Raw genomic sequence first — 26,810 nt, 5'->3', positions numbered from 1 at the left:
TGCAGCTATGCTTTGTAAAAAACTGTTATAAAAAAATCACTTGTCACAGTCTATTTGTAGGATTCTGCGACAGCTTGCGTGTTGGTGATCACCCCCCCCGGCACGTATGATCCTTGCAAACTTCTCCAGAATAGGCCGCTATGTCTTTAATAGTGCTATTGCTTCTGCCGTTCGTGGGCAGTTGCCTGGCAGCCGTGCTGCCGCACAACGCACGAAACGCCGAGTCCATCCTTGCCGGGCTCGTAGCCCTGGTCGGTACCGTCCAGGTAGCACTGCTTTACCCTCAGGTCGCCCACGGGGGCGTGATTCGCGAAGAGTTCCTGTGGCTGCCCAGCCTGGGCCTGAACCTGGTGCTGCGCATGGACGGCTTCGCCTGGCTGTTCTCGCTGCTGGTGCTGGGCATCGGCACGCTGGTGTCGCTGTACGCGCGCTACTACATGTCACCCCAAGACCCGGTGCCGCGCTTCTTCGCCTTTTTCCTGGCGTTCATGGGCGCCATGCTGGGCCTGGTGATCTCCGGCAACCTGATCCAGCTGGTGTTCTTCTGGGAGCTCACCAGCCTGTTCTCTTTCCTGCTTATCGGCTACTGGCACCACCGGGCAGACGCCCGCCGCGGCGCCTACATGGCACTGATGGTAACGGGCGCAGGCGGCCTGTGCCTGCTGGTGGGGGCGCTGCTGCTCGGCCATGTGGTCGGCAGCTACGACCTGGACAAGGTCCTGGCTGCCGGCGACACCATCCGCCAGCACGCGCTGTATCCAGTGCTACTGCCCCTCATCCTGATCGGCGCCCTGAGCAAGAGCGCACAGTTCCCCTTCCAGTTCTGGCTGCCCCACGCCATGGCTGCGCCAACGCCGGTATCGGCCTACCTGCACTCCGCAACCATGGTCAAGGCCGGGGTATTCCTGCTGGCCCGCCTGTGGCCAGTGCTCTCCGGCAGCGAGGAGTGGTTCTGGATCGTCGGCGGCGCCGGCGCCATCACGCTGTTGCTCGGCGCCTTCGCCGCCATGTTCCAGAATGACCTGAAGGGCCTTCTGGCCTACTCGACCATCAGCCATCTCGGCCTGATTACCCTGCTGCTCGGCCTGAACAGCCCCCTGGCCGCGGTCGCCGCGGTGTTCCACATCCTCAACCATGCCACCTTCAAAGCCTCGCTGTTCATGGCCGCCGGCATCATCGACCACGAAAGCGGCACCCGCGACATCCGCCGCCTCAGTGGCCTGATCCGCCTGGTGCCGTACACCGCCACCCTGGCCATGGTGGCCAGTGCCTCGATGGCTGGCGTGCCCTTGATGAACGGCTTCCTGTCGAAGGAAATGTTCTTCGCTGAAACGGTATTCATCAGCTCCACCGCCTGGGTCGAAGCCGCCCTGCCGGTAGTCGCCACCCTCGCCGGCACGTTCAGCGTGGCGTATGCGCTGCGCTTTACCGTCGATGTGTTCTTCGGCCCTACGGCCCAGGACCTGCCGCACACCCCGCATGAACCGCCGCGCTGGATGCGTGCACCGGTAGAGTTGCTGGTACTCACCTGCCTGGTCGTGGGTATTTTCCCCGCACAGTCGGTCGGGCCGCTGCTGGCTGCCGCGGCATTGCCGGTGGTCGGCGGCACCCTGCCGGAATACAGCCTGGCGATCTGGCATGGCTGGAATGCGCCGCTGATCATGAGCCTGCTCGCCATGAGCGGCGGTATCGTCTTGTACATCATGTTGCGCAAGCAACTGCGCCGGGGGCGCTTCCCTTCCCCGCCGGTGATCGAGCGGTTCAACGGCAAGCGCCTGTTCGAATACGGCCAGGTGCAGTTGATGTTGCTTGCCCGGCGCATCGAGCGCCTGCTCACCAGCCGGCGTTTGCAGTCGCAGCTGTTCATGCTGGTGGTCGCCGCATTCCTGGCCGGGCTCACGCCCATGCTCTACAGCGGCCTGAGCTGGGGCGAGCGGCCGAAAATTCCCGGGTCCGGGGTATTCGTCGCGCTGTGGCTGATCGCAATCGCCTGCGCCGTCGGCGCTGCCTACCAGGCCAAGTACCATCGCCTGGCAGCCCTGACCATGGTCAGCGTCTGCGGCCTGATGACCTGCATCACCTTCGTCTGGTTCTCCGCACCCGACCTGGCCCTGACCCAGCTGGTGGTGGAAGTCGTCACCACCGTGCTTATCCTGCTCGGCTTGCGCTGGTTGCCTCGGCGTATCGAAGGCGTCTCGCCATCGCCCGGCAGCCTGGAGCGTGCGCGCATACGCCGCTTGCGCGACCTGCTGCTGGCGGTACTGGTTGGTGGCGGCATGGCCTTGTTGTCGTATGCCATGCTGACGCGGCCGACACCCAATGACATTTCCTCGTTCTACCTCAGCCGCGCACTGCCGCAGGGCGGTGGCACCAATGTGGTCAACGTCATGCTGGTCGACTTCCGCGGTTTCGACACTCTCGGTGAAATCACCGTGCTGGTGGCCGTGGCGCTGACCGTGTTCGCCCTGCTGCGACGCTTCCGCCCACCCAAGGAGAGCATGCAGTTGCCGGCCCAGCAGCGCCAGCTCGCGCCTGACGTGGTCACCGACCTGATCAACCCGCGGCATGCCACCGATACCGCACTGGGCTTCATGATGGTGCCAGCGGTGCTGGTGCGCCTGCTGCTACCTATCGCCCTGCTGGTCTCGATGTACCTGTTCATGCGCGGGCACAACCAGCCAGGGGGCGGTTTTGTCGCTGGCTTGGTAATGTCGGTGGCGTTCATCCTGCAGTACATGGTGGCGGGCACCCAATGGGTCGAGGCGCAGATGAGCCTGCGGCCGCTGCGCTGGATGGGCACCGGCCTGCTTTGCGCAACCCTCACCGGGGGCGGCGCCATGCTGCTCGGCTACCCGTTCCTGACCACCCATACCGCCCACCTGCACTTGCCCTTGCTGGGCGACGTGCACGTGGCCAGTGCACTGTTCTTCGATGTCGGCGTGTACACCGTGGTGGTCGGTTCGACCCTGTTGATCCTCACTGCGCTGGCGCACCAGTCGGTGCGTGCCTACCGCCCGGGTAACCCGGCAAAAACCAACCAAGCAGGAGCCGCCTGATGGAAGAAGTCATTGCAGTCGCCATCGGAGTGCTGGCCGCCTCGGGCGTATGGCTGATCCTGCGCCCGCGTACCTACCAGGTCATCATGGGCCTGTGCCTGCTGTCGTACGGCGTCAACCTGTTCATCTTCAGCATGGGCAGCCTGTTCATCGGCAAAGAGCCGATCATCAAGGACGGCGTGACCCAAGACTTGCTGCATTACACCGACCCGCTGCCGCAAGCCCTGGTGCTGACCGCCATCGTGATCAGCTTTGCCATGACCGCGCTGTTCCTGGTGGTGCTGCTGGCCTCGCGGGGCCTGACCGGGACCGACCACGTCGATGGCCGGGAGCGTGACGAATGAGCGACATGAGTCAACTGATCGTCGCGCCCATCCTGCTACCGCTGGTCACGGCGGCCATGATGCTGCTGCTGGGCGAAAAACACCGCCGCATCAAAGCCCGTCTGAACCTGCTGTCGACCCTCACCGGCCTGGCCATAGCCGTCAGCCTGCTGCTGTGGGTACGCACCCAGGGTCAGGCACAATCGATCGGCGTGTACCTGCCGGGTAACTGGCCAGCGCCATTCGGTATCGTGCTGGTGCTGGACCACTTGTCTGCGCTGCTGCTGACCCTGACCGGGGTCATCGGCTTCAGTGCCCTGTTGTTTGCCCGCGCCCGCTGGGACGGTGCCGGGGCCAGCTTTCACGCACTGTTCCAGATCCAGCTGATGGGCCTGTACGGCGCGTTCCTCACAGCCGATCTGTTCAACCTGTTCGTGTTCTTCGAAGTGCTGCTGGCCGCTTCCTACGGCCTGTTGCTGCATGGTTCGGGGCGCGCGCGCGTGCGTGCCGGCCTGCACTACATCGCCATCAACCTGTTTGCCTCGTCGCTCTTCCTGATTGGCGCGGCGATGCTGTACGGCGTGACCGGCACCCTGAACATGGCTGACCTGGCCCTGAAGATTCCCCTGGTGCCAGAAGCTGACCGTGGCCTGCTGCACGCCGGTGCAGCCATCCTGGCCATGGCCTTCCTGGTCAAGGCCGGCATCTGGCCGCTCAACTTCTGGTTGGTACCGGCCTATGCATCGGCCAGTGCGCCGGTGGCTGCGCTGTTCGCCATCATGACCAAGGTCGGCCTGTACGCCGTGTTGCGCCTGTGGACGCTGCTGTTCTCCGGCCAGGCCGGCGCTTCGGCCCATTTCGGCGGCCAATGGCTGGTGTACGGTGGCCTGGTGACCCTGGCGGTGGCCGCAGTGTGCATTCTCGCAGCACAGCGCCTGGAACGCATGGCAGCGCTGAGCATCCTGGTTTCGGCCGGCACCCTGCTCGGCGCGGTCGGCTTTGCCCAGCCCGCGCTGACCGGTGCGGCACTGTTCTATCTGGTCAACTCGACCCTGGCACTGTGCGCCCTGTTCCTGCTCGCCGAGCTGGTCGAACGCTCGCGCTCGGCCAATGAGGCACCGCTGGACGAAGAAGAAGATCTGATGCCGCCCCCGCTGGAGTCCCTGCACCCCCCCAAAGGTATCAACCTCGATGACGAGCAGAAGGCGGTGATCGGCCAGATCATCCCTTGGACCATGGCTTTCCTGGGCCTGAGTTTCATCGCCTGCGCCTTGCTGATCATCGGCATGCCGCCCCTCTCGGGCTTCGTCGGCAAGCTCAACCTGATCAGCGCCTTGTTCAACCCAAACGGCCTGGGCGGCCCCGTCGAGCAGCCCCTGAGTGCCCCCGGCTGGGGGCTGGTAGCGTTGCTGATACTCTCGGGCATGGCCTCGCTGATCGCCTTCGGCCGGGTTGGCATCCAACGCTTCTGGAAGCCCGAAGAGCGCCCGTCACCCGTACTGCGCCGGTTCGAATGCCTGCCGATCGTCATTCTGCTCGGCCTGTGCATCTTCCTCAGCCTCAAGGCCGAGCCATTGCTGCGCTACACCCAGGACACGGCCGCCAGCCTGCAGGCGCCAGATGCCTATATCGATGCCGTAATGGCCGCCCGGCCGATCCCTGGCCCGACTTCGCCCAGCGCCGAGGTGCTGCCATGAGCCGCATGTTCCCCGCCCCGCTCCTCTCGGTCTCGCTGTTCGGCCTGTGGCTGCTGCTCAACCTCTCGGTCAGCCCCGGTAACCTGCTGCTGGGCGCCGCCCTTGGCGTACTGGCGCCACTGCTGATGGCCCCCTTGCGGCCGCAACACGCACACGTCAAGCGGCCGCTGGTCGTCGCCCGGCTTATCGGCCGGGTCGGCGTCGATGTCATCATGTCCAACCTGCTGGTTGCCCGCGGCGTGCTGCGGGCCGGCAAGCAGCCGCCACGTTCGGCGTTCGTGCATATACCGCTGGCCCTGCGCGACCCGCACGGCCTGGCGGCACTGGCGATGATTACCACGGTGGTGCCTGGCACAGTCTGGTCAGAACTGGCTCTGGACCGCAGCGTATTGCTGCTGCATGTGTTCGACCTGGACGATGAAGCGGCCTTCGTCCAGCACTTCAAGGACACGTATGAACGCCCACTGATGGAGATTTTCCAATGACAGGCCTGCTCGCCAACGCTGTCCTCGCCAGCCTGTTCATTTTCGCCCTGGCCATGGCCCTGGCGCTGTTCAGGCTGTTCCGTGGCCCGTCTGCCCAGGACCGGGTCCTGGCGCTGGACTACCTGTATATCCTGGCCATGCTGACCATGCTGGTGCTGGGTATCCGTTATGCCAGTGACACCTACTTCGAAGGTGCCCTGTTGATTGCGCTGTTCGGCTTCGTCGGCTCGTTTGCCCTGGCCAAGTTCCTGCTGCGCGGTGAGGTGATCGAATGACTGAAACCTTGGTACTGCCATTCTGGCTCGAACTGATCACGGCGGTGCTGCTGATCACCGGCAGCCTGTTCGCCCTGGTAGGTGCAGTGGGCCTGGTGCGCCTGAAAGACTACTTCCAGCGCATGCACCCACCGGCACTGGCCTCGACCATCGGCGCCTGGTGCGTGGCACTGGCCTCGATCATCTATTTTTCGTGGTTGAAGGACGCGGCGGTGCTGCACGCCTGGCTGATCCCCATTCTGCTGTCGATCACTGTGCCGGTGACCACGTTGCTGCTCGCACGGGCAGCGCTGTTCCGCAAGCGGGTGGCGAAAGAGCCAGTGCCTGAAGAGGTCAGCAGCGGCTGCGACAGTGGCAACTGAAGGTCTGCCGCCTCACACCTGGCTCAGGCGCTGCAACTCGCGGCGCACCATGGCGGCGTAAGGTGGCGGGCCGAGCCTGTACAGCTCTGCCGCCACCCAGTTCAACCAGGCACCTTGCAATGCATCGCGCCGGGCCAGCATACGCTGCGCCTCGGCTACGGCAGCCGCATGATGCTGCCGATGAAACTCCGCCCGGCTGGCGGGCGCATCATCAGTTGCAGTCATTCACTGGCCTTGAAGGTGGTCAGCTCGCCCTTGCGCCATTTGGCAACTTTGCCGGTTACCGCTTTCAGCAACTTGCCCAGGCCTTCCTGTATCTGCTGCTGCGCGGCGAATACCAACATGACCCCTTGGCCTTCGCGAAACACGATGCCCTCGCCTTCCGGCACGGAAACGAAAGCGTAATCACCCACGCCATAGACATTCAACTTGATTTCCCGGAAGCGCATTTCCAACTTGCCGCCTTCGCGGCTGGGCAATACGGCAGCGCGGAAATGATCGCCAACTTTCAGTTCCAGGCGCTGTTTATCGTCTACCACCAACGCACTTTCTGTGTCGATTTCGGCCATGTACAGGCCTTCGGGATTCTGTTCGGTTACATAAATGAAGCGGCCCTGGAACAGTTGGGCCAATTTACCGCGCAAGTCGCCGAGTGCGAACAACGCATGGGTATCAAGTGTGCTGACTGCCAATGAAGTAATCCTCAACCGGTTACAACCCGCCCTCACCCAAGCTCGGGGAGGCACGGCCCTGTCTTATCGATAGGCGAAAAGAGTAATAAAGCGATATACGAAATGTCTGTGCCCGCCGACGATGCAGCGCGCAGGAAACTTTACTCTGGTTTGCCAGATTCGCCTTCAACCGAAGGCGTTTGGCCCATTCCCGGCACGGGAAACGTGATGCCTGAGATCACTCGCCAGAAAACACGGCCAAGGCGTGAGCCTGCAAGAAGGCAAACCCTGGTGCGCATTACTGTAGGACAAATATGCCCGAAAACACTGAAACCCGTCGAGAGGCAAACAACATTTTCAGGCGGCGAGCCCTTTCTTCAGTTGTTGCTGCCAGGCAGCCTGGCACTCCAACGCTTCCTCGCGCGTGGCAAAAGCGGTACCGCGCCGCTCACCGTTGACCAGCACCACCCAGCAGACACGCCTGCCCAGTGCCTGCATTGTGGCGGGCACACTTGAACCGATCATCACGGCCACATCGACTCGGCTAAGCATCATTCCCTCCGGAATTCAAGTAGCACCCTAACGATATAGCCATGATACGCCTGCGCCCAAGGGTGAAACAGCGCCGCCCGGTACAGCTGTGTTACGCCTGCAGCAACAAAAACGGGGCGACAACAAACGCAAAAAGCCCCAGGGATCGCTCCGTGGGGCTCGGCACCGCGCGAGGGGTTACACCTGGCGCTGGTGGCGGTCGAGCTGCTCGTGGCGCTCTTGGGCTTCGATGCAGTATTTGGTGGTCGGGCTGATCAGCAGACGCTTCAGGCCGATGGGCTCACCACTGTCGTCGCACCAGCCGAAGCTTTCGTCGGCAATACGGTCCAGGGCCATTTCCAGCTGAGGCAGCAGGCGCTGGTCGCGGTCGATGGCATTCACCAGCCAGCTGCGCTCTTCTTCGACCGAAGCCACGTCGGCTGGGTCCGACGGCGTGTCCAGGCCTTCGATGGTGGTGCGGCTGAGCTCGATGCGTTCATGGGTTTCGACTTTCATCGCCTGCAGCAGCTCAGTGAAGAAGGCGAGCTGGTCGGCGTTCATGTAGTCATCGGCCGACATGGCCAGCAACTGTTCCTTGGTCATCGATTTCTCTATGAAAAAATGTGCATTTGGGCGATTCAGGTGCCGCCGACGCCTCGGCATCGGCAACGGAATTCTTCAAGCGCCAATCGGCACTCTTTTACAGGGGGCGGCAGTCTAAGGCGCCACGTCGCGTGGAGCAACTGCAAAAGGCTGCGAATTTGCTTTCCGGCACCAGAATCCGCTGGTCGGTGTCGAGCTGGCAGCTGGGGCCAGCGCCCAGATGGGTTGCGCGCCGAGCGGGTCGGAGCCGCCCAGGCGCGAACAGTTGGTCACACACTTCAATCAACGGTCGTTGAACTGTGCCTCACGCTTGGCAATGAAAGCGGCCATGCCTTCTTTCTGGTCCTCGGTGGCGAAAGCCGCGTGGAATACACGGCGTTCAAACCGCACACCCTCGCTGAGGGTAACTTCAAACGCCCGGTTGACGCTTTCCTTCACCATCATGCTCACCGGAATCGACTTGCTGGCGATGGTCGCCGCAACTTTCAGTGCCTCCTCCACCAGCTCGGCCTGCGGCACGATCCGCGCCACCAGCCCGGCCCGCTCCGCCTCTTCAGCGCCCATCAGGCGACCGGTCAGGCACAGCTCCATCGCCTTGGCCTTGCCCACCGCCCGTGTCAGGCGCTGCGTGCCGCCCATGCCCGGCAGTACGCCAAGGTTGATTTCCGGTTGGCCGAATTTGGCATTGTCGGCGGCGAGGATGAAATCGCACATCATCGCCAGCTCACAGCCGCCGCCCAGGGCAAAGCCGGACACCGCAGCAATGATCGGTTTGCGGCGGTTGGCGATGCGGTCGGCATCGCTGAACAGATCATCGACGTAGATCTGCGGGTATTGCAGCTCGGCCATTTCCTTGATGTCGGCACCCGCGGCAAACGCCTTCGCCGAGCCGGTCAGCACCACACAGCCGATATTGGCATCGCGCTCCAGCTGATCGAGGGCCTGGTTGATTTCGCCGACGATCTGCGCGTTCAGCGCGTTCAGCGCCTGCGGCCGGTTGAGGGTGATCAGGCCGACCTTGCCGTGGATATCCAACAGGATGGTTTCGAATGCCATGCAATCTGCTCCTTCATAGGTTGCGCGCAATGACCATGCGCTGAATGTCGCTGGTGCCTTCGTAAATCTGGCAAACCCGAACGTCGCGGTAAATCCGCTCCAGGGGGAAGTCGCTCAGATAGCCATAACCGCCCAGGGTCTGCAAGGCGTGCGAACAGACCTTTTCGGCCATTTCCGAGGCAAACAGCTTGGCCATTGATGCTTCCACCAGGGCTGGGCGCCCGGCATCGCGTAGCGCAGCGGCGTGCAACACCATCTGCCGGGCCACCGCGATCTGGGTCGCCATATCAGCCAGGCGGAACGCCACCGCCTGGTGCTCGACCAACGCCTTGCCGAAGCTTTGCCGCTCGTTGGCGTAGTCACGCGCCACTTCAAACGCGGCCCGGGCCATGCCCACCGCCTGGGAAGCAATACCGATACGGCCACCTTCAAGATTGGCCAGGGCGATCTTGTAGCCCTCACCCTCGGCACCCAGCCGGTTGGCCACAGGCACCCGCACATTGTCGAAGACGATCTGGCAGGTGTCAGAAGCATGCTGGCCGAGTTTGTCCTCTACCCGTGCCACCTGGTAGCCGGGTGAATCGGTGGGCACGATGAAGGCGCTGATGCCGCGCTTGCCGGCATCCGGGTCGGTTACGGCAAACACGATCACTACCCCGGCGTTCTGGCCGGAAGTGATGAATTGCTTACTGCCATTGAGCACGTAATGGTCGCCATCCAGACGGGCGCGGGTCTTCAGGCTGCTGGCGTCAGAACCCGCCTGGGGTTCGGTCAGGGCGAAAGCACCGAGCATCGCGCCGCTGGCCAGCGGCGCCAGGAACTGCGCTTTCTGCTGCTCGCTGCCAAAGTGCAGGATCGGCACGCAGCCCACTGAGTTGTGTACGCTCATGATGGTCGAGCATGCGCCATCACCTGCAGCAATCTCCTCCAGGGCCATGGCATAGGCCACGTAGCCGGTGTCGCTGCCACCCCAGGCTTCCGGCACCAGCATGCCGAACAGGCCCAGCTCGGCCATTTCGTCGATCGCCTCCCTGGGGAAGCGGTGCGCCTTGTCCCACTGTTCTGCAAACGGCTTGAGGCGCTCCTGGGCGAAAGCACGGACCGCGTCGCAAATCTGTTGTTGCTCGTCAGTTACCAGCATGGTTCACCTCAGTACAGGCATTCGACCGCCATGGCCGTGGCTTCGCCACCACCGATGCAGATGGCCGCTATACCCCGGCGCAGGTTGTTCTGGCGCAGGGCCGACAGCAAGGTCACCAGGATGCGTGCCCCGGATGCCCCGATCGGGTGGCCGAGGGCACAGGCGCCACCGTGGATGTTGACCTTGTCATGGGGCAGGTCGAGGTGTTTCATGGCCGCTAGGGTGACTACGGCGAAGGCTTCGTTGACCTCGAACAGGTCGACCTCGGCCAGTTTCCAGCCCGTGCGCACAAGCAGCTTGTCGATAGCACCGATGGGCGCAGTGGGGAACAAGGCCGGGGTATCGGCGAAGGCCGAATGCCCGTGAATCACCGCCAAAGGCTTGAGCCCCCGCTTGTCGGCTTGGGAGCGGCGCATCAGCACCAGCGCCGCAGCCCCATCGGAGATCGAACTGGCGTTGGCCGCGGTCACCGTACCGCCTTCACGGAAGGCCGGCTTGAGCTGCGCAATCTTGTCCAGCCGCGCCTTCGGCGGCTGTTCGTCGTCCTTGATGACGCGCGTTTGCTTACCCTCGGTGACCTCCACCGGAATGATCTCGGCGGCAAAACGGCCACGCTTGATCGCGTCCTGGGCGCGGGTCAGGGAGGCGATGGCAAACTGGTCCTGGGCCTCGCGGCTGAAGCCGTTGGCCTGGGCACAGTCTTCAGCAAAGGTGCCCATCAGGCGGCCCTTGTCGTAGGCATCTTCCAGGCCATCCATGAACATGTGGTCGATGATCTTGCCATGGCCCATGCGGTAACCACCGCGGGCCTTGTCCAGCAGGTAGGGGGCGTTGGTCATGCTTTCCATGCCACCGGCCACCACCACCTCGGCGGTGCCGGCCAGCAGCAGGTCATGGGCCATGATCGCGGCCTGCATGCCCGAACCGCACATCTTGTTCAGGGTGGTGCAGGTGGTGTGCTTGTCCAACCCGGCACCCAGCGCCGCCTGACGCGCTGGGGCCTGGCCCTGGCCGGCCGGCAGGACGCAGCCGAACAGCACCTGCTCGACACTGGCGGCATCGATACCGGCGCGCTCGACTGCGCCACGGATGGCGGCACTGCCCAGTTGCGGCGCGGTCAGGCTCTTGAGGTCGCCTTGCAGGCCGCCCATGGGCGTGCGCACGGCGCTGACGATCACAATCGGGTCATTGCTGAGGGTCATGGTCATCCTCCTTATTTGGCAGCCATGCGCAACGCACCGTCGAGGCGGATCACCTCACCGTTGAGCATGCTGTTCTCGATGATGTGCCGCGCCAGCGCGGCATATTCCTGCGGGCGGCCCAGGCGTGGCGGGAACGGCACCCCAGCGGCGAGGGAAGCGCGTACGTCTTCGCTCATGCCGGCCATCATCGGTGTTTCGAAGATGCCCGGGGCGATCGTCATCACACGGATACCGAAGCGGGCCAGTTCGCGGGCTACCGGCAAGGTCAGGCTGGCTATGGCGCCCTTGGACGCGGCATAGGCCGCCTGGCCGATCTGGCCATCATACGCCGCGATGGAGGCGGTGTTGATGATCACGCCACGCTCGCCATCCTCGCCGGCAACGCCTTCAGCCATGGCGGCGGCAGCCAGGCGCAGCAGGTTGAAGCTGCCGACCAGGTTGACGTTGATCACCTTGGCGAAGCTGGCCAGGCCATGCGGCCCCTGTTTGCCCAGCACTTTCTCGGCGCCTACGATACCGGCGCAGTTGATCAGCCCGTGGAGGCTACCGAACGCACTGACGGTTGCATCGACTGCTGCCTGGGCAGCCTGCTCGTCGCTGATGTCAGCCACCGCGAAGCGGGCATGCTCGCCCAGTTCACGCGCCTTGGCCTCAACGGCCTGGGCATTGAGGTCAACCAGCATGACCTTCGCACCCGCCTCCACCAGCATCTGCGCAGTGGCAGCGCCCAGCCCGGATGCCGCGCCGCTGACTATGAAGTGTTTGTTCGCTATTTGCATGGTCGGTTTTCCTTTCAGGCGCTGGCAGGGGTGGCCTGCGGCGCTTGTTGTTTGGCGACTTCCTGGTTACGCAGGATGAAGCGTTGCAGCTTGCCGCTCGGGGTCTTGGGCAGGTCGCTGACAAATTCGATTTCGCGGGGGTAGGCGTGCGCGTACAGGCGCTGACGCACATGCTGACGCAATGCCTCTTCAAGTTCGGGGGTGCCGTGATAGCCGCTGGCCAACACCACGAACGCCTTGATCAACTCGGTGCGCTCCGGATCCGGCTTGCCGATCACCGCAGCCTCGATCACTGCCGGGTGTTCGATCAACGCGCTTTCCACGTCGAAAGGGCCAACACGGTAACCAGAGGTGGTGATCACATCGTCACTACGCCCGACGAAGCTGATGCTGCCGTTGCGGTTCAACTCGACGGTATCGCCGCTCAGGTAGTACTTGCCGACGAAGGCCTTGGTCGGCAAACCCTGGTAGCCAGCGAACCAGCATAGCGGCGACCGCTCGCGGTCGACCGCGAGAATGCCTGGCTCGCCGGCCGGCAGCTCGCGCCCCTGCTCGTCCAGCACCACGATCCGATGGCCCGGGGTGGCGAAGCCGGCCGAGCCCGGGTGCACCGGGTGCTGCAGGCCATGATGGTTGCACAGCACCATGCCCAGTTCGGTCTGCCCGTAGTGGTCGTGGATGGTCACCCCCAGTTCGTCGGCAAACCAGCGAATCACTTCCGGGTTCAACGGCTCACCGGCACTGCTGACAACGCGCAGGCGGCCTTTGACCGGTGCCGCGAAGGCATCGCCGGCCGCGATCAGCAAACGGTAAGCGGTGGGCGACCCGGCCAGGTTGGTGATGCCCAGCGTTTCGATCACCCGCACACAGCTTTCGACACTGAACGGGCCATCGTAGAAGGTGGTGGCATGCCCCAGGGACAGCGGCCCGGTGACGGCGTAGTACAAGCCATAGGCCCAGCCGGGGTCGGCCAGGTTCCAGAAGTTGTCTTCGCGGCGCAGGTCGATGGCATCGCGCATGTAGCCCTGGAAGGCGACGATGGCACGCAACGGTACTTCCAGCGGCTTGGCCGGGCCGGTGGTACCGGACGTGAACATCAGCAGGAACGGGTCGTCGCCCGAGCGCATCACGGGCTCGCATTCAGGCGCGGCGCCGGCCAGGCACTGCTGGAAATCCAGTTCGCCACTGCGGGCGTTCACCGTGATGACCGTCGGGCAGGCGTGTACATCGTCCAGCTTGCCCCGGTTGACGCTGTCTGTGACAACGACACGGGCGCGGGACTGTTCAAGACGGTGCTCGATGGCCTTGGGCCCGAAGGCGGTGAACAAGGGCTGGTACACCGCCCCGATGCGCCAGGTGGCCAGGATGCTGACCAGCAACTCGGGGGTGCGTGGCAACAGCCCCGCCACCCTGTCGCCCGCCTGCACGCCTTGCGCCTTGAGCACATTGGCGAACCGGGCGGCCAGCATGTGCAATTGCTCGAAGCTGTAGCGGGCAGTGTGGCCATCGCGATCGACATGCAGCAGTGCCACCTTGCCATGGCCTAGGTGGCGGTCACAGCACTCGACACAGGCGTTAAGGGTTTCGAGGTTGCCGTGCAGTGCCCCAGCTACGGTGTTGCCAAGCTCGAACAGGCGGACAGCCTCGGCGTAATCACGCATCGTCGGACTCCTGGTTTGTTGTTTTTGGAGTTAACCATCGGTCCGACGATGTTCGCGCCGCGCGTCACCCGCGGCAATGGCCAAAGCTGTCAATCTGGGTGACCGGTTTGGCCGTGCGCAGGCCGTGCAATGCGCTCGCGCGCTACCCTGCGGCGGGTCAAGCCCTGTTCAGGCGTTCCCGGGTCAAGCGCAGGGCCAAGGCTTCCAGCGCCTCCTGGCGGTCGCGCATCAGTGTTCGGGCCTGGGCGTCGTAGGCACCACTGCCCAACTGCTGCATACGCTCTTCCAGCGCCTCCATGGCCTGCTCGAATTGCTGCTGGATCAGGGCGAAGTCCTGTGGGTGTTCGGCGCGCAACACCTCAATCCAGAAGTCCCGCTGGCTGATGTAGCGCGTGATGTCTTCACTCGCCTCCCCTGCCAGCACTGCATTGCAGGCACGCTCCAGGTCGGTTTCAGAGACCACGGCCAACGCACCGAACAGCATGTACCGTGGCTGGCCGATCAGGTTCAAGCGTTCAGCCAGCCCTGTGCGGTAGGCCAGGCTGACCTCGACTTCCTCTTCGGCATGATCGCCGCGCTGCCAACGGCCATCCGCGTAGCGGCTGTTGATGTCCGCCCTGGCCACTGCCAGTACGGTGTCAAGGCGGTACAGGCGCCGTGCCAGCACCAGCCGCGCATCACGGGTAGCCACAGGCTCACCGCCCTGGGTGGCGTGCAGTACCTGGTACCGGACCTCCAGGTTGCTGAAGCAATTGGCGAGATTGTCGGCGCACGCACGTGGTTCGTCGGCCAGCGCGAACAAGGCTTCGCGCAGGTCGCGGTCCACCGACAGCGCCTCGACCAGGGGCCACACCCTGGCGCCCAGTTGTTCAGGCGCAAGGCGGAACTCGGCACTCTGGGTCATCCCCACCAGCAGTTCGAAGAATGCATCACTGCCAGGTTCACTGCGCAAGGCCTGCCACAGCTCGCGGCCTAGGGCCTGGTCAGCCTCTGCGCGCGTGCCCAGCCATGCGTGCATGGCCTGCTCTTGTGCACCTTCGCCAAGCATGAGCGGGACGGGCACGATTTCAGGTGCATAGAGTTGCTCGCGCAACGCAGTGGGCAGCGCGTTGCCTTCCACGTCCACGACCTGCCTCACCGCGGCCGGGGCGTCGAGCAATGCCTGGGGCAGCTCGGCAATCTGGTTGTCGCGCAGATCGGCATACTCCAGGCGCGCACACCATTGCAGGCCTGAAGGCATGCTGGTCAGCCCGGTACGCCGCAAGCGCAGCCGCTGCAGCCGGTGCAGCCCCGATACATCCAACTGTAGAGCGCCCAGCGGGTTGTCGTTCAGGTCCAGCCGGCGCAAATTGACGCAGCGCAACAACGCAGCCACTTGCCCCGCGCTGGGGCGGATGCGGTTGTTGCGCAGTATCAGCTGGTTCAGCTCGGGCATCTCTTCAAGGCCCTCGGGTAGCTCACGCAGGGCATTGTCGCTCAGGTCGAGCGTGCGCAGGTGCCGGAAGCAGCCCAGGAAACCAGGGGGCAGCGCAGGAACGTGCAAACCTGCCAGTGTCAGTTCCGCCACATGGCCAAAGCTGCTGCCCTGCGGCAACGTCGGCAACTCCCCTACCGCCATGTCAGCCACGTGCAGCCGCAGGCCGACCGGGTTGTTTTGCGCATCGAACACCCGCTCACCTTCCAGCCGCCAGCCGCGGAGCAATGCAGAGGCCAACCGCCGGCGCGCATGCCGGGCCGGGCCCATGACGCGGAACACCCAGCGCTGCAGCTCTTCGTTCAGGCGCCGGAATTCCTGTTCCTGCAGCAACAGGCTGTCGAAGGGCGAGCCGTCGATCTCTGCCATGATCCCCAGGTAACGCTCGACATCGTCATCACTGAACGACGGGTAAAGCCCACGCAGGCGGTTGCGCAACATCTGCTCGATCGACGATGCGGAAGGTAGCCTGCTGGCGCCGCCGCCGAGCAGGTAACCCAGGCGCCCGTCAGGCAAGCGTCGCATCGAGGTGCCCAGCGCCCGCGCTTCACGCCACCCAAGCAGCTTCAGCAGGTCCGAGGAACGCTCGGGTATCGCGCCTTGCAGGGCCAGGCGCAAGCTGTCGGCAGCAGCCCCACCCGTGGTACCCAGGCGCTGGCGAGACGCGCTCGGCAGGCACGCCGCCAGGACCTCGAACAGCCCAGCGGGTTCTGCCACCTCCCGTTCGGCAGGCAGGCCCTGTTCGTCATACAGGGTGAAGGCCCCGTCGCGCCAGACCATGACCAGCGTCTGCTGGCTGCCCGCCTGGGGAAGCAACCGTTCCTGCAAAGGGCCGAACACTGACCGGTCCCGCAACTCCAGGTTGAACATGCTTTGCGCAAACCCCTGCCGACGCAGCAGGGCAAACGCCAGCGCGACCGCATCGGGGTGATAGCTGCAGCGCAGGTAGAACACCTCGCGCGCCCTTGTCAGGCGGGCCAGTTGCAACGAGGCACGGGCCTGTTGCGCCAAGCCCAGGGGGAGCCGGCCGGTGCTTTCCATCTGCGCCCGCATGGCATCGCTGGCGTGGCTCAGCACGTCGAGCGTGTAGGCGTGCGGCAAGCCGGGATAGTCGCGCGTCAGCAGGCTCTGCAAATTGTCTGCACCGAGGTGGCAACACGAGAAGTACTCGAACATCCCTTCGCGCAGGCTCTGCGCATGCAACGCGATCTGCGCGAGCTGGGCAGGCAGCGTATCCGCCTCGATATCCAGCTCATGCACGCACCACTGCAACAGCTCGGTATCGTTCACGGTGGTATCGAGCTGCTGGAAAAACGTTACAATCCTGGCCTCCACCGCAAACCGCTCGAGGGTGTCGCGCAGCTGAACCGGAAGGGGCCGCTCCTCAACCAGCAAACCGCGCAGAAAAGCCTCGTCGACATCGGCCACTTTCAGTATCTGCGTCAATCGCTCTGGGGCAAGTGACTGTGCGGCCGGCCACAATCGCGCCAGCAGACGTGCAGTGCCCTGCCATTCCAATGGCCGTTCAGTCACCAGGCGCCAGGCGCGCTCGCCATTGGTTTGCAAGGCTGGCCCGTAAACATCGGGACCCTCCCGGTGCAACAACCGCCAGGTACCGTTGCGATCCTCGCGCACGCTGTACAATGCCTCATCGCAACGCCACCAATGGCCGCTGCCATCGGTCAACAGACCGTTCTCCAGCGTGGTCAATGGCGCTGCTGGCAGCGCCTGGCGGTAAGGGGCCAGGTCATCGTGCCACAAGCGTGCCTGGCCCGCCTCATTGGTCACCGGGTGCAGTTGCCCGACAAAGGCGCTGTGCAAGGCATAGGCCCCGCCAAGCACAACGCCGTTGACCGCCAGCGAGGTGGCCACCTGCATCATGTGCTGCAAGGCTTCGTGCTGATGGCCCTGGCTCCAGTCACTGAAACCTTCGAACACCTGCCCCAGCAGTTGCCTTGCCATGTCGGCCATCAACAGCGTGCCAACCACCGGCACGAACAACCCGGCCAGGTTGAGCAACACCTCGCCGACACCCTCCAGGGCACGCAACCGCTCAGCCGCAGCATCGCTATCGGCCTGTTCGGTGGGCACCGCCAGGTATTGGGCATCGGCCTTGATGCGCTGAATGTGCCAGGCGGCCATCTGCTCGAAGATGGGCGTCGACGTCGAGAGCCTGCGCGGTTGCAGATCAGGCTCGTCGTCTTGCAGGCGTGTGGCGAGCAACGCCTGGTAGCCGGCACGCTCGCTGAGCGCAATCCGCCGTGCAAACGCGCTGCGGTAATGGGGAGCAGCCATTACCGCGACCAATGCGCGGTTGGCAGTGGGCCAATCAGGGTAGTACTGCAGTGGCCGAGCCTGATCATCTGGCAGGTACAACAGCACCCCCTTGAGCAGCAGCAACCTCCCTGTCCCACCGACGGCAATCGACCACGAGTCGAGCAATTCGATGACCAAGGCGCCGTCCACCCGGCAACCCAGCACCTGCAGCCCGCCCACCCGAACATAATGGCTGCCGGGGTTCGTCGGGGTGTCGCCACGACCCAGTTGGCGCAGCATCCGCACTTCATTGATCTTGAGCTGCCCCTTGAGGGTGGCAATTTCTGTAGCCAGCGCCAGTTCCAGGCGCTTGTCCAAGGCCAGGTCGCGTTCAAAGGCCGCGTTCATGATCGCGGCCAGATGCCCCTGGTAGGCCTTGCCGACATCGGCTTCCCGGCAGGCGGCCACGACCGCGTCGATAGTTGCAGGCAGGGCTTGTTCTTCACGCTCGGGCGCAATGGGCGGCCGTACCAGCGCGGTCTGCTCGAAGAACGACTCCCTGGGCTTGAAGTTCTGTAACAGCTTTTCCAGCGCGGGCACCCTGACGAAGTACGATTCGAACTGGCGGATGCCGCCAAGGTCCACACGCAGGCGCCGGCGCTCTTCACGCCAGGTCAGCCGATCAAGCGGTACACCAAGGCCCAGGGCGCCGTTCAGGCGCGCCTCGGCAAACGCCATCAGTGGCTGCAGGTGTTCGGTAACACTGCTGAGTGTGCGCTGGCTGGCAAGGTGCGCATCCAGTGCAGACTGCAGCGCAGCAAGGCCAACAGGGCTGGCCTTGCTTAGCCAGGCAGGCAAGCGGTTGGCAATGAAGCGCTCTACCGGGTGTTGGAGCCAGGGTTGTACAGGTTGCGAGGGCATGTCAGTGTTCCTTGACGGGGATCATGACCCCCGACTGTGCCGCCTTCGCCAGCGGCGATGGCAGCAGGAAACGATCGCCTGCCGCCAACGCCCGGCAGTCACCCCGAAGCGCGCTCAGTCCTGCTGCCTGACCCCGTGGGCAGGTCCATCGCCTCGCGGGTCAAACGCAACAGCAACGCCTCGATCGCCGCCTTGCGCTCTTCCGCCAGCCTGTCGAAATCGCGCAGGTAGGCGCCTTCATTGGCCGCCTCCGCGCCCAGCCCCTCCATGCGGCCCCAGAAAGGCGCTTCCACGGCATTGAACGCTGCTGGTTGTTCGCGCCGCAGGTACTCCTGCCAGAAATCACGTTGCGCGATGAAGCGGGGCAACTGCTCGGTAGCCTCCGCTTCACGCACCGTTGCAGCCGCTGCAGCCAGTTGCTGCCGGCTGACGGCGGCGATGGTCTCGAACTGCATCGTTCTCGGCTGCCCTGGCAGGTCCAGCTCCTCAGCCAGGCCGGTGCGATACGCCAGGCTGACCTCGACTTCATCGACATGCTGCCCTTGCGCCAGGCGCGCCTTCACATCCTCTCGGGCCAGGCGCTCCACCTGTTCCAGACGAAACAGCTGCCTGGCCACACGCAAGCGGGTGATCCGTGCGGCCACGGGTTCCACCTGTTGCAATGACTGGCGCAGATACAAGCGCACTTCCAAGGCACTGAAACAGCTCGCGACGCTGTCGGCACAGGTTCGCGGGTCGGCAGCCAGGTTGAACAGTTCTTCGCGCAACACCGTGTCGCTCTGCATCGCCTCCAGCATGCGCCACACACGCCGCCCCAGGTCATCGGGAATGACCTGATAATCGCGCGTGTCGGTCAGCTCCGTCAGCAACCGGAAGAATGCATCGCTGCCTTCTTCACGCTGAACGCCATCCCACCGGGCCTCACTGAAACCCCGCTGCGGCGCCGCGACCAACGCCAGCCAACGCTCGCGTGCGGTGGCGATGGCCAGCAAAGGCTCGTCAACGGCAGCCTCCACTGCACCTGCGGCAAGCATGCGCTGCCTGACGGCATTCGACAGCGGGTTACCCGATAACTGCACCGCCCGCCGCAACCCCTCAGGCGCCTCCAGCAGCGGCTCTGGCAGTGCACCGATATGGTTGTCGCGCAAATCCGCGAGCTCCAGCAACCGGCAGCGGTGCAACTGCGCAGGTACCGTCTGCAAGTTGGCGCCGCGCATGTGCAGCTCGCGCAGGCGCCCCAAGGTGTCCAACTGCAGCGCAATGGCGCCCAGGGGGTTGTGATTCAGATCGAGGACACGCAGGCGCGTCAGGCTGCCGAGGGTTGCAACACCCGCCGCCGTCATGCGGATCTGGTTGCCAGCCAGGCTGAGGTTGGTCAGGTGCGACAGGTGCCTGAGGTCGGCGGGCACCTCGCTCAGGCGATTGCCACTCATGTTCAACCAGCGCAGTTGGGTGAAACAGCGCAGGAAGCTGGCCGGCACATGCTCCACGGCCAGGTCGCTGAGTATCAGTTCAGCAAGATGGTTGAAATCGGTGCCCGCCGGCAGCTCCGGCAGGCTGCGCAAGGGTACGCCCGTCAGGCTCAGGCGCATGCCCTGGGACACGCCGTGCTGGTCGACGATCCGCTCGCCGATCAGGCGCCAGCTGCGTCGCAGTTCGCCTGCAGCAGACAGCCGCGCCGCCTGGCTGGCACTGTTGCGGGTACCCTCCACCCACCGTGTCAACGCGTCGCTGAACCTGCGGTACTGTTGTTCCTGCAGCAACAGATTGCAGAACGCCGAACCTGGCCGCTCCAGCAGCAGCTCCAGAAAGGTCTCCACTTCCTCTTCATTGAAACCTGGATAGAGGCTTCGAATGCGGGTACGCAACACGCGCTGGCTGAAGTTACCCGCTGCGCCCCTGCCGCTGAGCACGTAGCCGACCCGGCCATCGGGCAGGCGCCGAACAGGGTTCGGCGGCACGCCAACGTCACTGGCACCCAGTAATTTCAACAGCGCAGCACGCCCCTGCGGTAGCCACCGTTGCAGGGCCAGGCGCAGTGCACTGTACGCTTGGTCGCCCTGCCAACCCAGGCGTTGCCTGTCTGCCGTGGGCAGGCAGGCCAGCAGCGCTTCGTAGAATTCAAGCGGCCGCTGCGCGCTGGCCTGTAGCTCGGTACCGGTCACGTCATACAGGCGGTAGTGGCCCTCCTGCCGGACCATCACCACGTTGGCGGCGGTTTGTTCCGGCTCAGGCAGCTGCGCCAGCCTACGCCCCGCAAGCGACCCCTCACGCAGTTCCACCTGCGCTGTTGCCGGCCACTTGGCGTGCTCGCGCAACAGGCAGAACACCAACTCGTCCAGGCCGGGGTGGTGGCTGCCAGCCAGAAACAGCCCTTCACGCATGCGCGTCAGCCTGGCCACCTGCAACAGCTCGCGGGCCTGCTGCGCCACCGCCAACGGCAGGCGCGCCTGGGTGCGCAGGATGACCCGCTGCTCGGTCGAGATATGCCGCAGAACCTCCAACACGTAGGCCGCTGGCAAGCCCGGAAAATCGCGGCGTATGAGCCAGGCCTGGGCGTCTGCCTCCAGATAGCGGCCGCCCAGGTAGTCCAGCAGCCGGGGGCGCAGGCTGGCCGCATGCCGGGTAACCTGCACCACCTGCTCATCCCGCGGCAGCGCTTGCAGCCCAAGGGCGTCCAGGCACCATTGCCACAGCTGACCGTCCGCACTGCCCACCTGGGCGAAGAAACGCTCGATTCTTTCACCTGCAGCAAAGCGCTCCAACGTGTCACGTAACGCGACCGGCATCGGTCGCTTCTCCACCAGCAAACCGCGCAAATACTCCTCGGATACGTCGGCAACCCTGAGCACCTGCGCAACCCGCGCCGAGCCCAATGATGATGATGCAGGCCACAGGCGCTGCAGCAGCCCTTGGGCCCCTTGCCATTCCAGCGGCCGTTCGCCGGCCAGTTGCCAGGAGGCTTCAGCGTTCCACTCCAGGGCAGGGCCGAAGGCCTTGTCATCGGTGACGTCCTGCAAGCGCCAAGGGCCATGCTCACCCTGCGCCCGTACCCGCCAGTAGCTACCGTCGTGGTACCACCAGTGCCGAACCCCATCGCTCAGCAGGCCATTGTCCAGTTCGCGCAGCGTTCCGCTCGGCCGCGCGCTCTGGTAACGCGTCAGGTCGTTAGACCAAAGCCGTTGCTGCCCTGCATCGTTGGTGACGGGCTCCAGGCCATCGACAAAAGTACTGCGCACGAAGCCACGCGCCACCACCGTGGCGCCGCCGGCAACCGCCGCCGTTACCGCCAGGTTCTCCGCCACCCCCAGCAAATGCTCGATAGCCTCATGCTGATGGCCCAGGCTCCAGTGCCTGGCCCCTTCGTAAACCTCCGACAAGGTCTGCACGACCATGTCGGCAAGCAGCAATGCGCCAACCGTCGGCACGAACAACCCCGCCAGGTTGAGCAGTGCCAGCCCTGCCGACGCCAACGCGTGCTCACGTGCCAGCGTCTGGCTGGAATCGGCATCAGCGGTGGGCACCGCCAGGAACCGTGCATCCTCGCGAATCCGTTGCAACTGCTGTACCGCCAGGCCTTCGAACTGACCCTGCGGCAGGTTGGCGAAGGTCGGCTCCAGATCAGGTTCCTCATCGGCCAGCCGCTTGGCCAGGGTGGCGACGAATCCTGCCCGCTCATGCAAGGCAATGCGTTCCACCAGCGCCGCATACCGAGCGGGATCCTTGAACATCTCGACCAGCTCGAAGTTCACCACACGCCAGGAAACCAAGTGCCGGAAGGCAGCGTGGGCATCGTCCGACAGCACCAGTTGCACACTGCCGGCATACCGCTGGTTGCCGTTGGCAACCTCAACCACCAGTGCCCCGTGCACCGTGCAACCCAGCACCTGCAACGGGCCGCAGCGCACGGTGCGGCCGTTTGAAAGGGCAGTTCTGCGGCCTGCCACTATATCGCGCACTATCTGTACATCCTCTGCCGGCAGAAGCCCGCGTGTGGCGGCTATCTCCAGTTGCAAGGCCAGGGTTCGGCGCAAGCTGGTGGCCAGAGTTTGCTCAAAGGCAGGGGTGAACAACCGGGCCAGGTGTTCCTGGTAGCGTGCGCCCACATCGGTACTGCGGCAGGCCTCTACAATCCGTGCCGCATCATCGAGGGCCACACGTTCCGGCACGTCGGTAGCGGGGTCTGCGGGGTATACCAGTGCCGTCTCCAGATAAAAGGATTCGCCGCTGGCAAAGTTTTGCATCAACCTCTGCAACGCCGGCACCCTCACGAAGTAGGACTCATCCGTGGGCAATTTTCCTGGCTCGACCTTGAACCTGCGCCGCTGCTCGCGCCATTCCAAGCGGTCAAGATCCAGCAGCGCGCCGCCCTCCCGGTGAAGGCCCTGGGTCAGCAAGCGGCGGGCAAACGCATCGATCGGCTGCAACTGCCGGAGTACAGCCGACATTTCAGCCTGGCTTGTGAGGTAGGCGCTATAGGCATCGCGCAGCGCCATGATTTGTGAGGCGCTGGCCCGCCTCAACCAATCAGGCAGTATCTGGCTGATGAAATCATCCGTCGCGCGTTCGAGCTTGGGGTGCAGGGGTGCCTGTGGCATGAAGGGGTGCTCCTTTGGCTGGAAACCCCCGACGCTGACGCATTGGCGCTGTGTGCAGCAGACGGAATCAGTTGCCAGCGTGGCGAGCCTGGACCACCGCGCGGTATTGCCCCGGGTTGCAGCCGAACCACTTGCGAAAGGCCTTGTAGAACGAACTGGCATCGGCAAAACCCAGCCGTTCGGCGATCTCGCCCATGGCTGGCTCGGCGCCGACCAGCCAGGTGGTGGCAAGCTCGCGCCGCACACTGTCCTTGAGCCCCTGGTAGGTCTGCCCCTCTTCAGCCAGGCGCCTGCGCAGCGTAGAAGCAGACAGGCACAGCGTTTGCGCCAAGTGCTCCAGCGCTGGCCATTGTGCAGGTGCCTGGCGCAGCAGATCGGTACGAATGCGCCGCGCCAGGCTGGACGGGTCACGGTAACGCACCAGGATGTTGGCGGGCGCTTCGGCGAGAAAACGCTGCAATTCCTGCTCGCTGCGCCGCACCGCCAGGCCAAGGCAATCGGCGGGGATGATCATGCGCGTACGCGGGCGGCCGAACTGCAGGCTTTCGGAAAACATCACCCGGTAATCATCACAGAACGGTGGCTCGGCGCAGCGCAGGTCGATCGCCAGGATGGGGATGCGCCGCCCGGCCAGCCAGCAGGCCACGCCATGCACGATCATCCAGAAGGTGAAGTAGGTGAAGGCACGGCGCGGCTCCGCGCGCGGTTCGTTGATAACGATCTCGGCCAGGCCCGGTTGGCGCACCAGGCACGGCTGCAGGTCTTCGAGCATCAGTGCCAGAAAGCCCAGGGCCGTTTCCAGGCCTTGCCCCAGGGTTGGCTGAGCCATGCTCGCACGGCACATGAACGCCAGGCTGCCAGTGCGCAGCCCGCGAGGGTCCATGGCAAAGAACTCGTCATTGCAGCGCCGGGCCAGCAAGCGCCACAGGCGCGCATAGGATTGCGCGGCAACGCGCGCCTCGGGCAGCTCGAGGCAACTGGCATCGATGCCGGCACGCGCCAGCAGGGCGGCATTGGCTTCGCCCGCTGGGCAGGTCTGCATCAGCGCCTCACGCACCAGTTGCATGGAGATCGTATCTTTCGTGCTCATCGGTTGTTCCGGGCCCAGTCACCGGCCATCTTAGGCCGCTGGCGCGAAAACACCAGCCCTTGGTCACACCGCGCAACTGCCATGGCCGGCCGTCACTGCGGCAATTGCACCTGTGGCTTGGCCTCGGCGAAGATCGCCCAGCTGGACATGAACAGCGCCGCGATCAACGGCCCGATAACGAAGCCGTTGAGCCCGAACACCGTCAACCCACCCAATGTGGATACCAGGATCAGGTAGTCCGGCATGCGCGTGTCCTTGCCTACCAGAATCGGCCGGAGCAGGTTATCCACCAGGCCGATCACCAGCACCCCGAACGCGGTCAGGATGATGCCCGGCAATATCGCCCCGGTCAGCAGGAAGTAGACGGCCACGGGTGCCCAGACAATGCCCGCGCCCACCGCCGGCAGCAGCGACAGCAACGCCATCAGCACCCCCCAGACCAGGGCACTGGGAATATCCAGCACCCAGAAGATGAAGCCACCCAACGCACCTTGGGTCACGGCCACCAGCACGTTGCCCTTGACCGTGGCCCGCACCACCCGGTTGAACTTCAGTTGCAAGCGGCGTTTCTGGTGCTCGGGCAGCGGCACTGCCAGGCGCACACGGCGGGCCACATCGGCGCCTTCACGCAGGAAGAAGAACAGCAGGTACATCATGATGCCAAAGCCGATCAGGAACTCGAACGTACCTTGGCCAAAGCTGAAGGCCTGGCTGGCCAGCACCTGGCTGCCCTGGGTCGCCCACTTGGTGATCTTGTCGCGCAAACCATCGAGGTTGCCCACGCCCAGGTGGTCCAGCCCGTTTTGCGCGAACGCCGGCAGCATGTCCTTGCCCCGTTCGACGTAACCGGCAATGTCCAGCTGCCCGCTTTCGATCCGTTGGTACAGGGTCGCGCCTTCCTGCACCAGCAGCAGGCTGGTGATGATCACCGGCAGCACCGCCACCAGCAGGCAGATCATGGTCGTGGTGATCGCTGCCAGGTTGCGCCGGCGACCAAAACGCATCACCAGGTTGCGCTGCAGCGGGGCAAACAGGATAGCCAGCACAACCGCCCAGAATATCGCGCCGTAGTACGGCAGCAGGATCCACACGAAAGCGATGGTCACCAGCGCCAGGAGTACCGCGAGGGCTTTGTTCTGTAGGGCAGTTTCATTCATTGCAGGTCCTCGAATGGCGTATGCGATATTAGTTCGCGCCGCTTGGCCAAAAGTGCCGCTACATCCGTTGATATATATCAAAACATGCACCAGCCCCGTGCCTTAGCATCCGCGCCCTTTGCCCCGGTGCGCACCATGACCCTGATCAGCAAGCCCGAACTCCTGGCCCCTGCCGGCACCCTCAAGACCATGCGCTATGCCTTCGCCTATGGCGCCGACGCGGTCTATGCCGGCCAGCCGCGCTACAGCTTGCGGGTGCGCAACAACGAGTTCGACCACACCAACCTGGCACTGGGCATTGCCCAGGCCCACGCGCTGGGCAAGCGCTTCTACGTCGTGGTCAACATCGCCCCGCACAACGCCAAGCTGAAGACATTCCTCAATGACCTGGCACCGGTGATCGCCATGGCGCCGGACGCGCTGATCATGTCAGACCCCGGCCTGATCATGCTGGTGCGCCAGCATTTTCCGGACATGCCGGTGCACCTGTCGGTACAGGCCAACACGGTAAACTGGGCCAGCGTACAGTTCTGGCAAGGCATGGGCCTTGGCCGGGTGATCCTGTCACGCGAGTTGTCACTGGAAGAAATCGGCGAAATCCGCCAACAGGTGCCGGGCATGGAGCTGGAAGTGTTCGTGCATGGCGCCCTGTGCATGGCCTACTCCGGCCGCTGCCTGTTGTCGGGTTACCTCAACAAGCGTGATGCCAACCAGGGCACCTGCACCAACGCCTGCCGCTGGAAGTACGATGCCACGCCCGCCACCGAGAACGCCGTGGGCGACATCGTTCGCCAAGTGCAGCCCACCCTGGGCCTGGGCGCCCCTACCGACCAGGTGTTCCTGCTGCAGGAAAGCAACCGGCCCGGTAGCGAAATGCCGGCGTTCGAAGATGAGCACGGTACCTACATCATGAATGCCAAGGACCTGCGCGCCATCCAGCACGTGGAACGTCTGGTCGGCATGGGCGTGCATTCGCTGAAGATCGAGGGCCGCACCAAGTCGCATTTCTACTGCGCCCGCGCCGTGCAGGCGTACCGCCAGGCAATCGATGACGCAGTGGCCGGGCGCCCCTTCGACCGCGCGCTGATGGACAACCTGGAGTCGCTGGCACAACGGGGCTACACCGAAGGTTTTCTGCGCCGCCACGTGCACGACGAGTACCAGAACTACCAGCGTGGCAACTCGGTGTCCGAGCGCCAGCAGTTCGTTGGCGAGCTGACCGGGGTGCGCGTCGACGGCCTGGCCGAGGTCAAGGTGAAGAACCGCTTCAGGGTGGGCGACCACCTCGAGCTGATGACCCCGCGCGGCAACTACCATTTCGACTTGCAGCGCCTGTGCAACGGTCAGCGGCAGGCCATCGGGGTAGCGCCGGGTGATGGCCACGTGGTCTATTTGCCGGTTCCGGAACAGGTCGCCCTCGACCACGCGTTGCTGATGCGTGACCTTGCCCCCGAAGCAGCCACCCGCTGAGA

Annotated in this window: 20 protein-coding genes; 7 read left to right on the top strand and 13 right to left on the bottom strand. The window is 64.2% G+C overall.

Going from position 1 to position 26,810, the window contains the following annotated elements; translation table 11 throughout:
• The first annotated feature begins 140 nt into the window (after positions 1-140).
• From QME24_RS07200 to QME24_RS07175, 6 genes are read left to right on the top strand one after another with little or no spacing between them, the layout of a single operon-like run.
• Positions 141-3,056 (top strand): monovalent cation/H+ antiporter subunit A, encoded by a 2,916-nt coding sequence (locus QME24_RS07200; protein ID WP_154211276.1) that lies wholly within the window; start codon positions 141-143, stop codon positions 3,054-3,056.
• Complete coding sequence (locus tag QME24_RS07195) at positions 3,056-3,400, top strand: Na+/H+ antiporter subunit C (protein WP_003250128.1); 345 nt, start codon at positions 3,056-3,058, stop codon at positions 3,398-3,400. Before QME24_RS07200 ends, QME24_RS07195 begins: the two co-directional genes overlap by 1 nt.
• Complete coding sequence (locus QME24_RS07190; protein WP_054904893.1) at positions 3,397-5,076, top strand: monovalent cation/H+ antiporter subunit D; 1,680 nt, start codon at positions 3,397-3,399, stop codon at positions 5,074-5,076. The genes QME24_RS07195 and QME24_RS07190 overlap by 4 nt, the downstream gene beginning before the upstream one ends.
• Positions 5,073-5,561 (top strand): Na+/H+ antiporter subunit E, encoded by a 489-nt coding sequence (locus QME24_RS07185; protein ID WP_009684169.1) that lies wholly within the window; start codon positions 5,073-5,075, stop codon positions 5,559-5,561. Before QME24_RS07190 ends, QME24_RS07185 begins: the two co-directional genes overlap by 4 nt.
• Positions 5,558-5,836: a K+/H+ antiporter subunit F gene (locus QME24_RS07180; RefSeq protein ID WP_009684170.1), complete on the top strand. Its 279-nt coding sequence runs from the start codon at positions 5,558-5,560 to the stop codon at positions 5,834-5,836. Before QME24_RS07185 ends, QME24_RS07180 begins: the two co-directional genes overlap by 4 nt.
• Positions 5,833-6,198, top strand: coding sequence for a Na+/H+ antiporter subunit G (locus tag QME24_RS07175; protein ID WP_009684171.1), 366 nt, complete (start codon positions 5,833-5,835; stop codon positions 6,196-6,198). The genes QME24_RS07180 and QME24_RS07175 overlap by 4 nt, the downstream gene beginning before the upstream one ends.
• A 12-nt stretch (positions 6,199-6,210) precedes the next feature.
• Here QME24_RS07175 and QME24_RS07170 read toward each other — a convergent pair whose 3' ends face one another.
• The 13 genes from QME24_RS07170 to QME24_RS07110 all read right to left on the bottom strand — a co-directional run bounded on the left by QME24_RS07170 (position 6,211) and on the right by QME24_RS07110 (position 25,338).
• The gene (locus tag QME24_RS07170; RefSeq protein WP_029885263.1) at positions 6,211-6,423 is read right to left on the bottom strand and encodes a hypothetical protein; all 213 of its coding nucleotides are present in this window, start codon (positions 6,421-6,423) and stop codon (positions 6,211-6,213) included.
• Entirely contained in the window at positions 6,420-6,890 is a 471-nt protein-coding gene (locus QME24_RS07165) for a hypothetical protein (protein ID WP_033744322.1), read from the bottom strand. Before QME24_RS07165 ends, QME24_RS07170 begins: the two co-directional genes overlap by 4 nt.
• Positions 6,891-7,226: 336 nt before the next feature.
• Positions 7,227-7,421 (bottom strand): hypothetical protein, encoded by a 195-nt coding sequence (locus QME24_RS07160; protein ID WP_280091364.1) that lies wholly within the window; start codon positions 7,419-7,421, stop codon positions 7,227-7,229.
• A 177-nt stretch (positions 7,422-7,598) separates the two neighbouring features.
• Entirely contained in the window at positions 7,599-8,003 is a 405-nt protein-coding gene (locus QME24_RS07155; RefSeq protein ID WP_003250099.1) for a TraR/DksA family transcriptional regulator, read from the bottom strand.
• Between the two features lie 282 nt (positions 8,004-8,285).
• The gene (locus QME24_RS07150; protein ID WP_054911760.1) at positions 8,286-9,059 is read right to left on the bottom strand and encodes an enoyl-CoA hydratase; all 774 of its coding nucleotides are present in this window, start codon (positions 9,057-9,059) and stop codon (positions 8,286-8,288) included.
• A 13-nt stretch (positions 9,060-9,072) separates the two neighbouring features.
• Positions 9,073-10,200 carry an acyl-CoA dehydrogenase gene (locus tag QME24_RS07145; RefSeq protein ID WP_054904898.1) on the bottom strand — a complete coding sequence of 376 codons (1,128 nt, stop codon included), beginning with the start codon at positions 10,198-10,200 and terminating at the stop codon, positions 9,073-9,075.
• An 8-nt stretch (positions 10,201-10,208) separates the two neighbouring features.
• Positions 10,209-11,402 carry an acetyl-CoA C-acyltransferase gene (locus QME24_RS07140; RefSeq protein ID WP_009684177.1) on the bottom strand — a complete coding sequence of 398 codons (1,194 nt, stop codon included), beginning with the start codon at positions 11,400-11,402 and terminating at the stop codon, positions 10,209-10,211.
• An 11-nt stretch (positions 11,403-11,413) separates the two neighbouring features.
• Complete coding sequence (locus QME24_RS07135) at positions 11,414-12,181, bottom strand: SDR family NAD(P)-dependent oxidoreductase (protein WP_182364700.1); 768 nt, start codon at positions 12,179-12,181, stop codon at positions 11,414-11,416.
• A 14-nt stretch (positions 12,182-12,195) separates the two neighbouring features.
• Positions 12,196-13,842 (bottom strand): AMP-binding protein, encoded by a 1,647-nt coding sequence (locus QME24_RS07130; protein WP_280091365.1) that lies wholly within the window; start codon positions 13,840-13,842, stop codon positions 12,196-12,198.
• Between the two features lie 157 nt (positions 13,843-13,999).
• Complete coding sequence (locus QME24_RS07125) at positions 14,000-18,493, bottom strand: NEL-type E3 ubiquitin ligase domain-containing protein (protein WP_280091366.1); 4,494 nt, start codon at positions 18,491-18,493, stop codon at positions 14,000-14,002.
• 98 nt (positions 18,494-18,591) lie between these two features.
• A complete protein-coding gene (locus QME24_RS07120; RefSeq protein ID WP_280091367.1) occupies positions 18,592-23,091 on the bottom strand; it encodes an NEL-type E3 ubiquitin ligase domain-containing protein in 4,500 nt (1,499 codons plus the stop codon).
• Positions 23,092-23,158: 67 nt separating this feature from the next.
• A complete protein-coding gene (locus tag QME24_RS07115) occupies positions 23,159-24,181 on the bottom strand; it encodes an AraC family transcriptional regulator (RefSeq protein WP_054904903.1) in 1,023 nt (340 codons plus the stop codon).
• 92 nt (positions 24,182-24,273) lie between these two features.
• Complete coding sequence (locus tag QME24_RS07110; RefSeq protein WP_009684185.1) at positions 24,274-25,338, bottom strand: AI-2E family transporter; 1,065 nt, start codon at positions 25,336-25,338, stop codon at positions 24,274-24,276.
• A 135-nt stretch (positions 25,339-25,473) separates the two neighbouring features.
• On the opposite strand from QME24_RS07110, the gene yegQ reads away from it, so the two are divergent.
• On the top strand, positions 25,474-26,808 hold the full coding sequence (gene yegQ / locus QME24_RS07105; protein ID WP_280091368.1) for a tRNA 5-hydroxyuridine modification protein YegQ: 1,335 nt from the start codon (positions 25,474-25,476) through the stop codon (positions 26,806-26,808).
• The last annotated feature ends 2 nt before the right edge of the window (positions 26,809-26,810 follow it).

The sequence above is a fragment of the Pseudomonas sp. PARCl1 genome (genome assembly GCF_947311875.1).
In the GTDB taxonomy this organism is placed as follows: Bacteria; Pseudomonadota; Gammaproteobacteria; order Pseudomonadales; family Pseudomonadaceae; genus Aquipseudomonas; species Aquipseudomonas juntendi.
This window is presented reverse-complemented; position numbering and strand designations above follow the sequence as displayed.

Excerpts from the sequence above, each read along its gene's own strand:
- QME24_RS07200 (WP_154211276.1), top strand. The coding sequence starts at position 141 with ATGTCTTTAATAGTGCTATTGCTTCTGCCGTTCGTGGGCAGTTGCCTG.
- QME24_RS07195 (WP_003250128.1), top strand. The coding sequence starts at position 3,056 with ATGGAAGAAGTCATTGCAGTCGCCATCGGAGTGCTGGCCGCCTCGGGC.
- QME24_RS07190 (WP_054904893.1), top strand. The coding sequence starts at position 3,397 with ATGAGCGACATGAGTCAACTGATCGTCGCGCCCATCCTGCTACCGCTG.
- QME24_RS07185 (WP_009684169.1), top strand. The coding sequence starts at position 5,073 with ATGAGCCGCATGTTCCCCGCCCCGCTCCTCTCGGTCTCGCTGTTCGGC.
- QME24_RS07180 (WP_009684170.1), top strand. The coding sequence starts at position 5,558 with ATGACAGGCCTGCTCGCCAACGCTGTCCTCGCCAGCCTGTTCATTTTC.
- QME24_RS07175 (WP_009684171.1), top strand. The coding sequence starts at position 5,833 with ATGACTGAAACCTTGGTACTGCCATTCTGGCTCGAACTGATCACGGCG.
- QME24_RS07170 (WP_029885263.1), bottom strand. The coding sequence starts at position 6,423 with ATGACTGCAACTGATGATGCGCCCGCCAGCCGGGCGGAGTTTCATCGG.
- QME24_RS07160 (WP_280091364.1), bottom strand. The coding sequence starts at position 7,421 with ATGCTTAGCCGAGTCGATGTGGCCGTGATGATCGGTTCAAGTGTGCCC.
- QME24_RS07155 (WP_003250099.1), bottom strand. The coding sequence starts at position 8,003 with ATGACCAAGGAACAGTTGCTGGCCATGTCGGCCGATGACTACATGAAC.
- QME24_RS07150 (WP_054911760.1), bottom strand. The coding sequence starts at position 9,059 with ATGGCATTCGAAACCATCCTGTTGGATATCCACGGCAAGGTCGGCCTG.
- QME24_RS07145 (WP_054904898.1), bottom strand. The coding sequence starts at position 10,200 with ATGCTGGTAACTGACGAGCAACAACAGATTTGCGACGCGGTCCGTGCT.
- QME24_RS07140 (WP_009684177.1), bottom strand. The coding sequence starts at position 11,402 with ATGACCCTCAGCAATGACCCGATTGTGATCGTCAGCGCCGTGCGCACG.
- QME24_RS07135 (WP_182364700.1), bottom strand. The coding sequence starts at position 12,181 with ATGCAAATAGCGAACAAACACTTCATAGTCAGCGGCGCGGCATCCGGG.
- QME24_RS07130 (WP_280091365.1), bottom strand. The coding sequence starts at position 13,842 with ATGCGTGATTACGCCGAGGCTGTCCGCCTGTTCGAGCTTGGCAACACC.
- QME24_RS07125 (WP_280091366.1), bottom strand. The coding sequence starts at position 18,493 with ATGCCCTCGCAACCTGTACAACCCTGGCTCCAACACCCGGTAGAGCGC.
- QME24_RS07120 (WP_280091367.1), bottom strand. The coding sequence starts at position 23,091 with ATGCCACAGGCACCCCTGCACCCCAAGCTCGAACGCGCGACGGATGAT.
- QME24_RS07115 (WP_054904903.1), bottom strand. The coding sequence starts at position 24,181 with ATGAGCACGAAAGATACGATCTCCATGCAACTGGTGCGTGAGGCGCTG.
- QME24_RS07110 (WP_009684185.1), bottom strand. The coding sequence starts at position 25,338 with ATGAATGAAACTGCCCTACAGAACAAAGCCCTCGCGGTACTCCTGGCG.
- yegQ (WP_280091368.1), top strand. The coding sequence starts at position 25,474 with ATGACCCTGATCAGCAAGCCCGAACTCCTGGCCCCTGCCGGCACCCTC.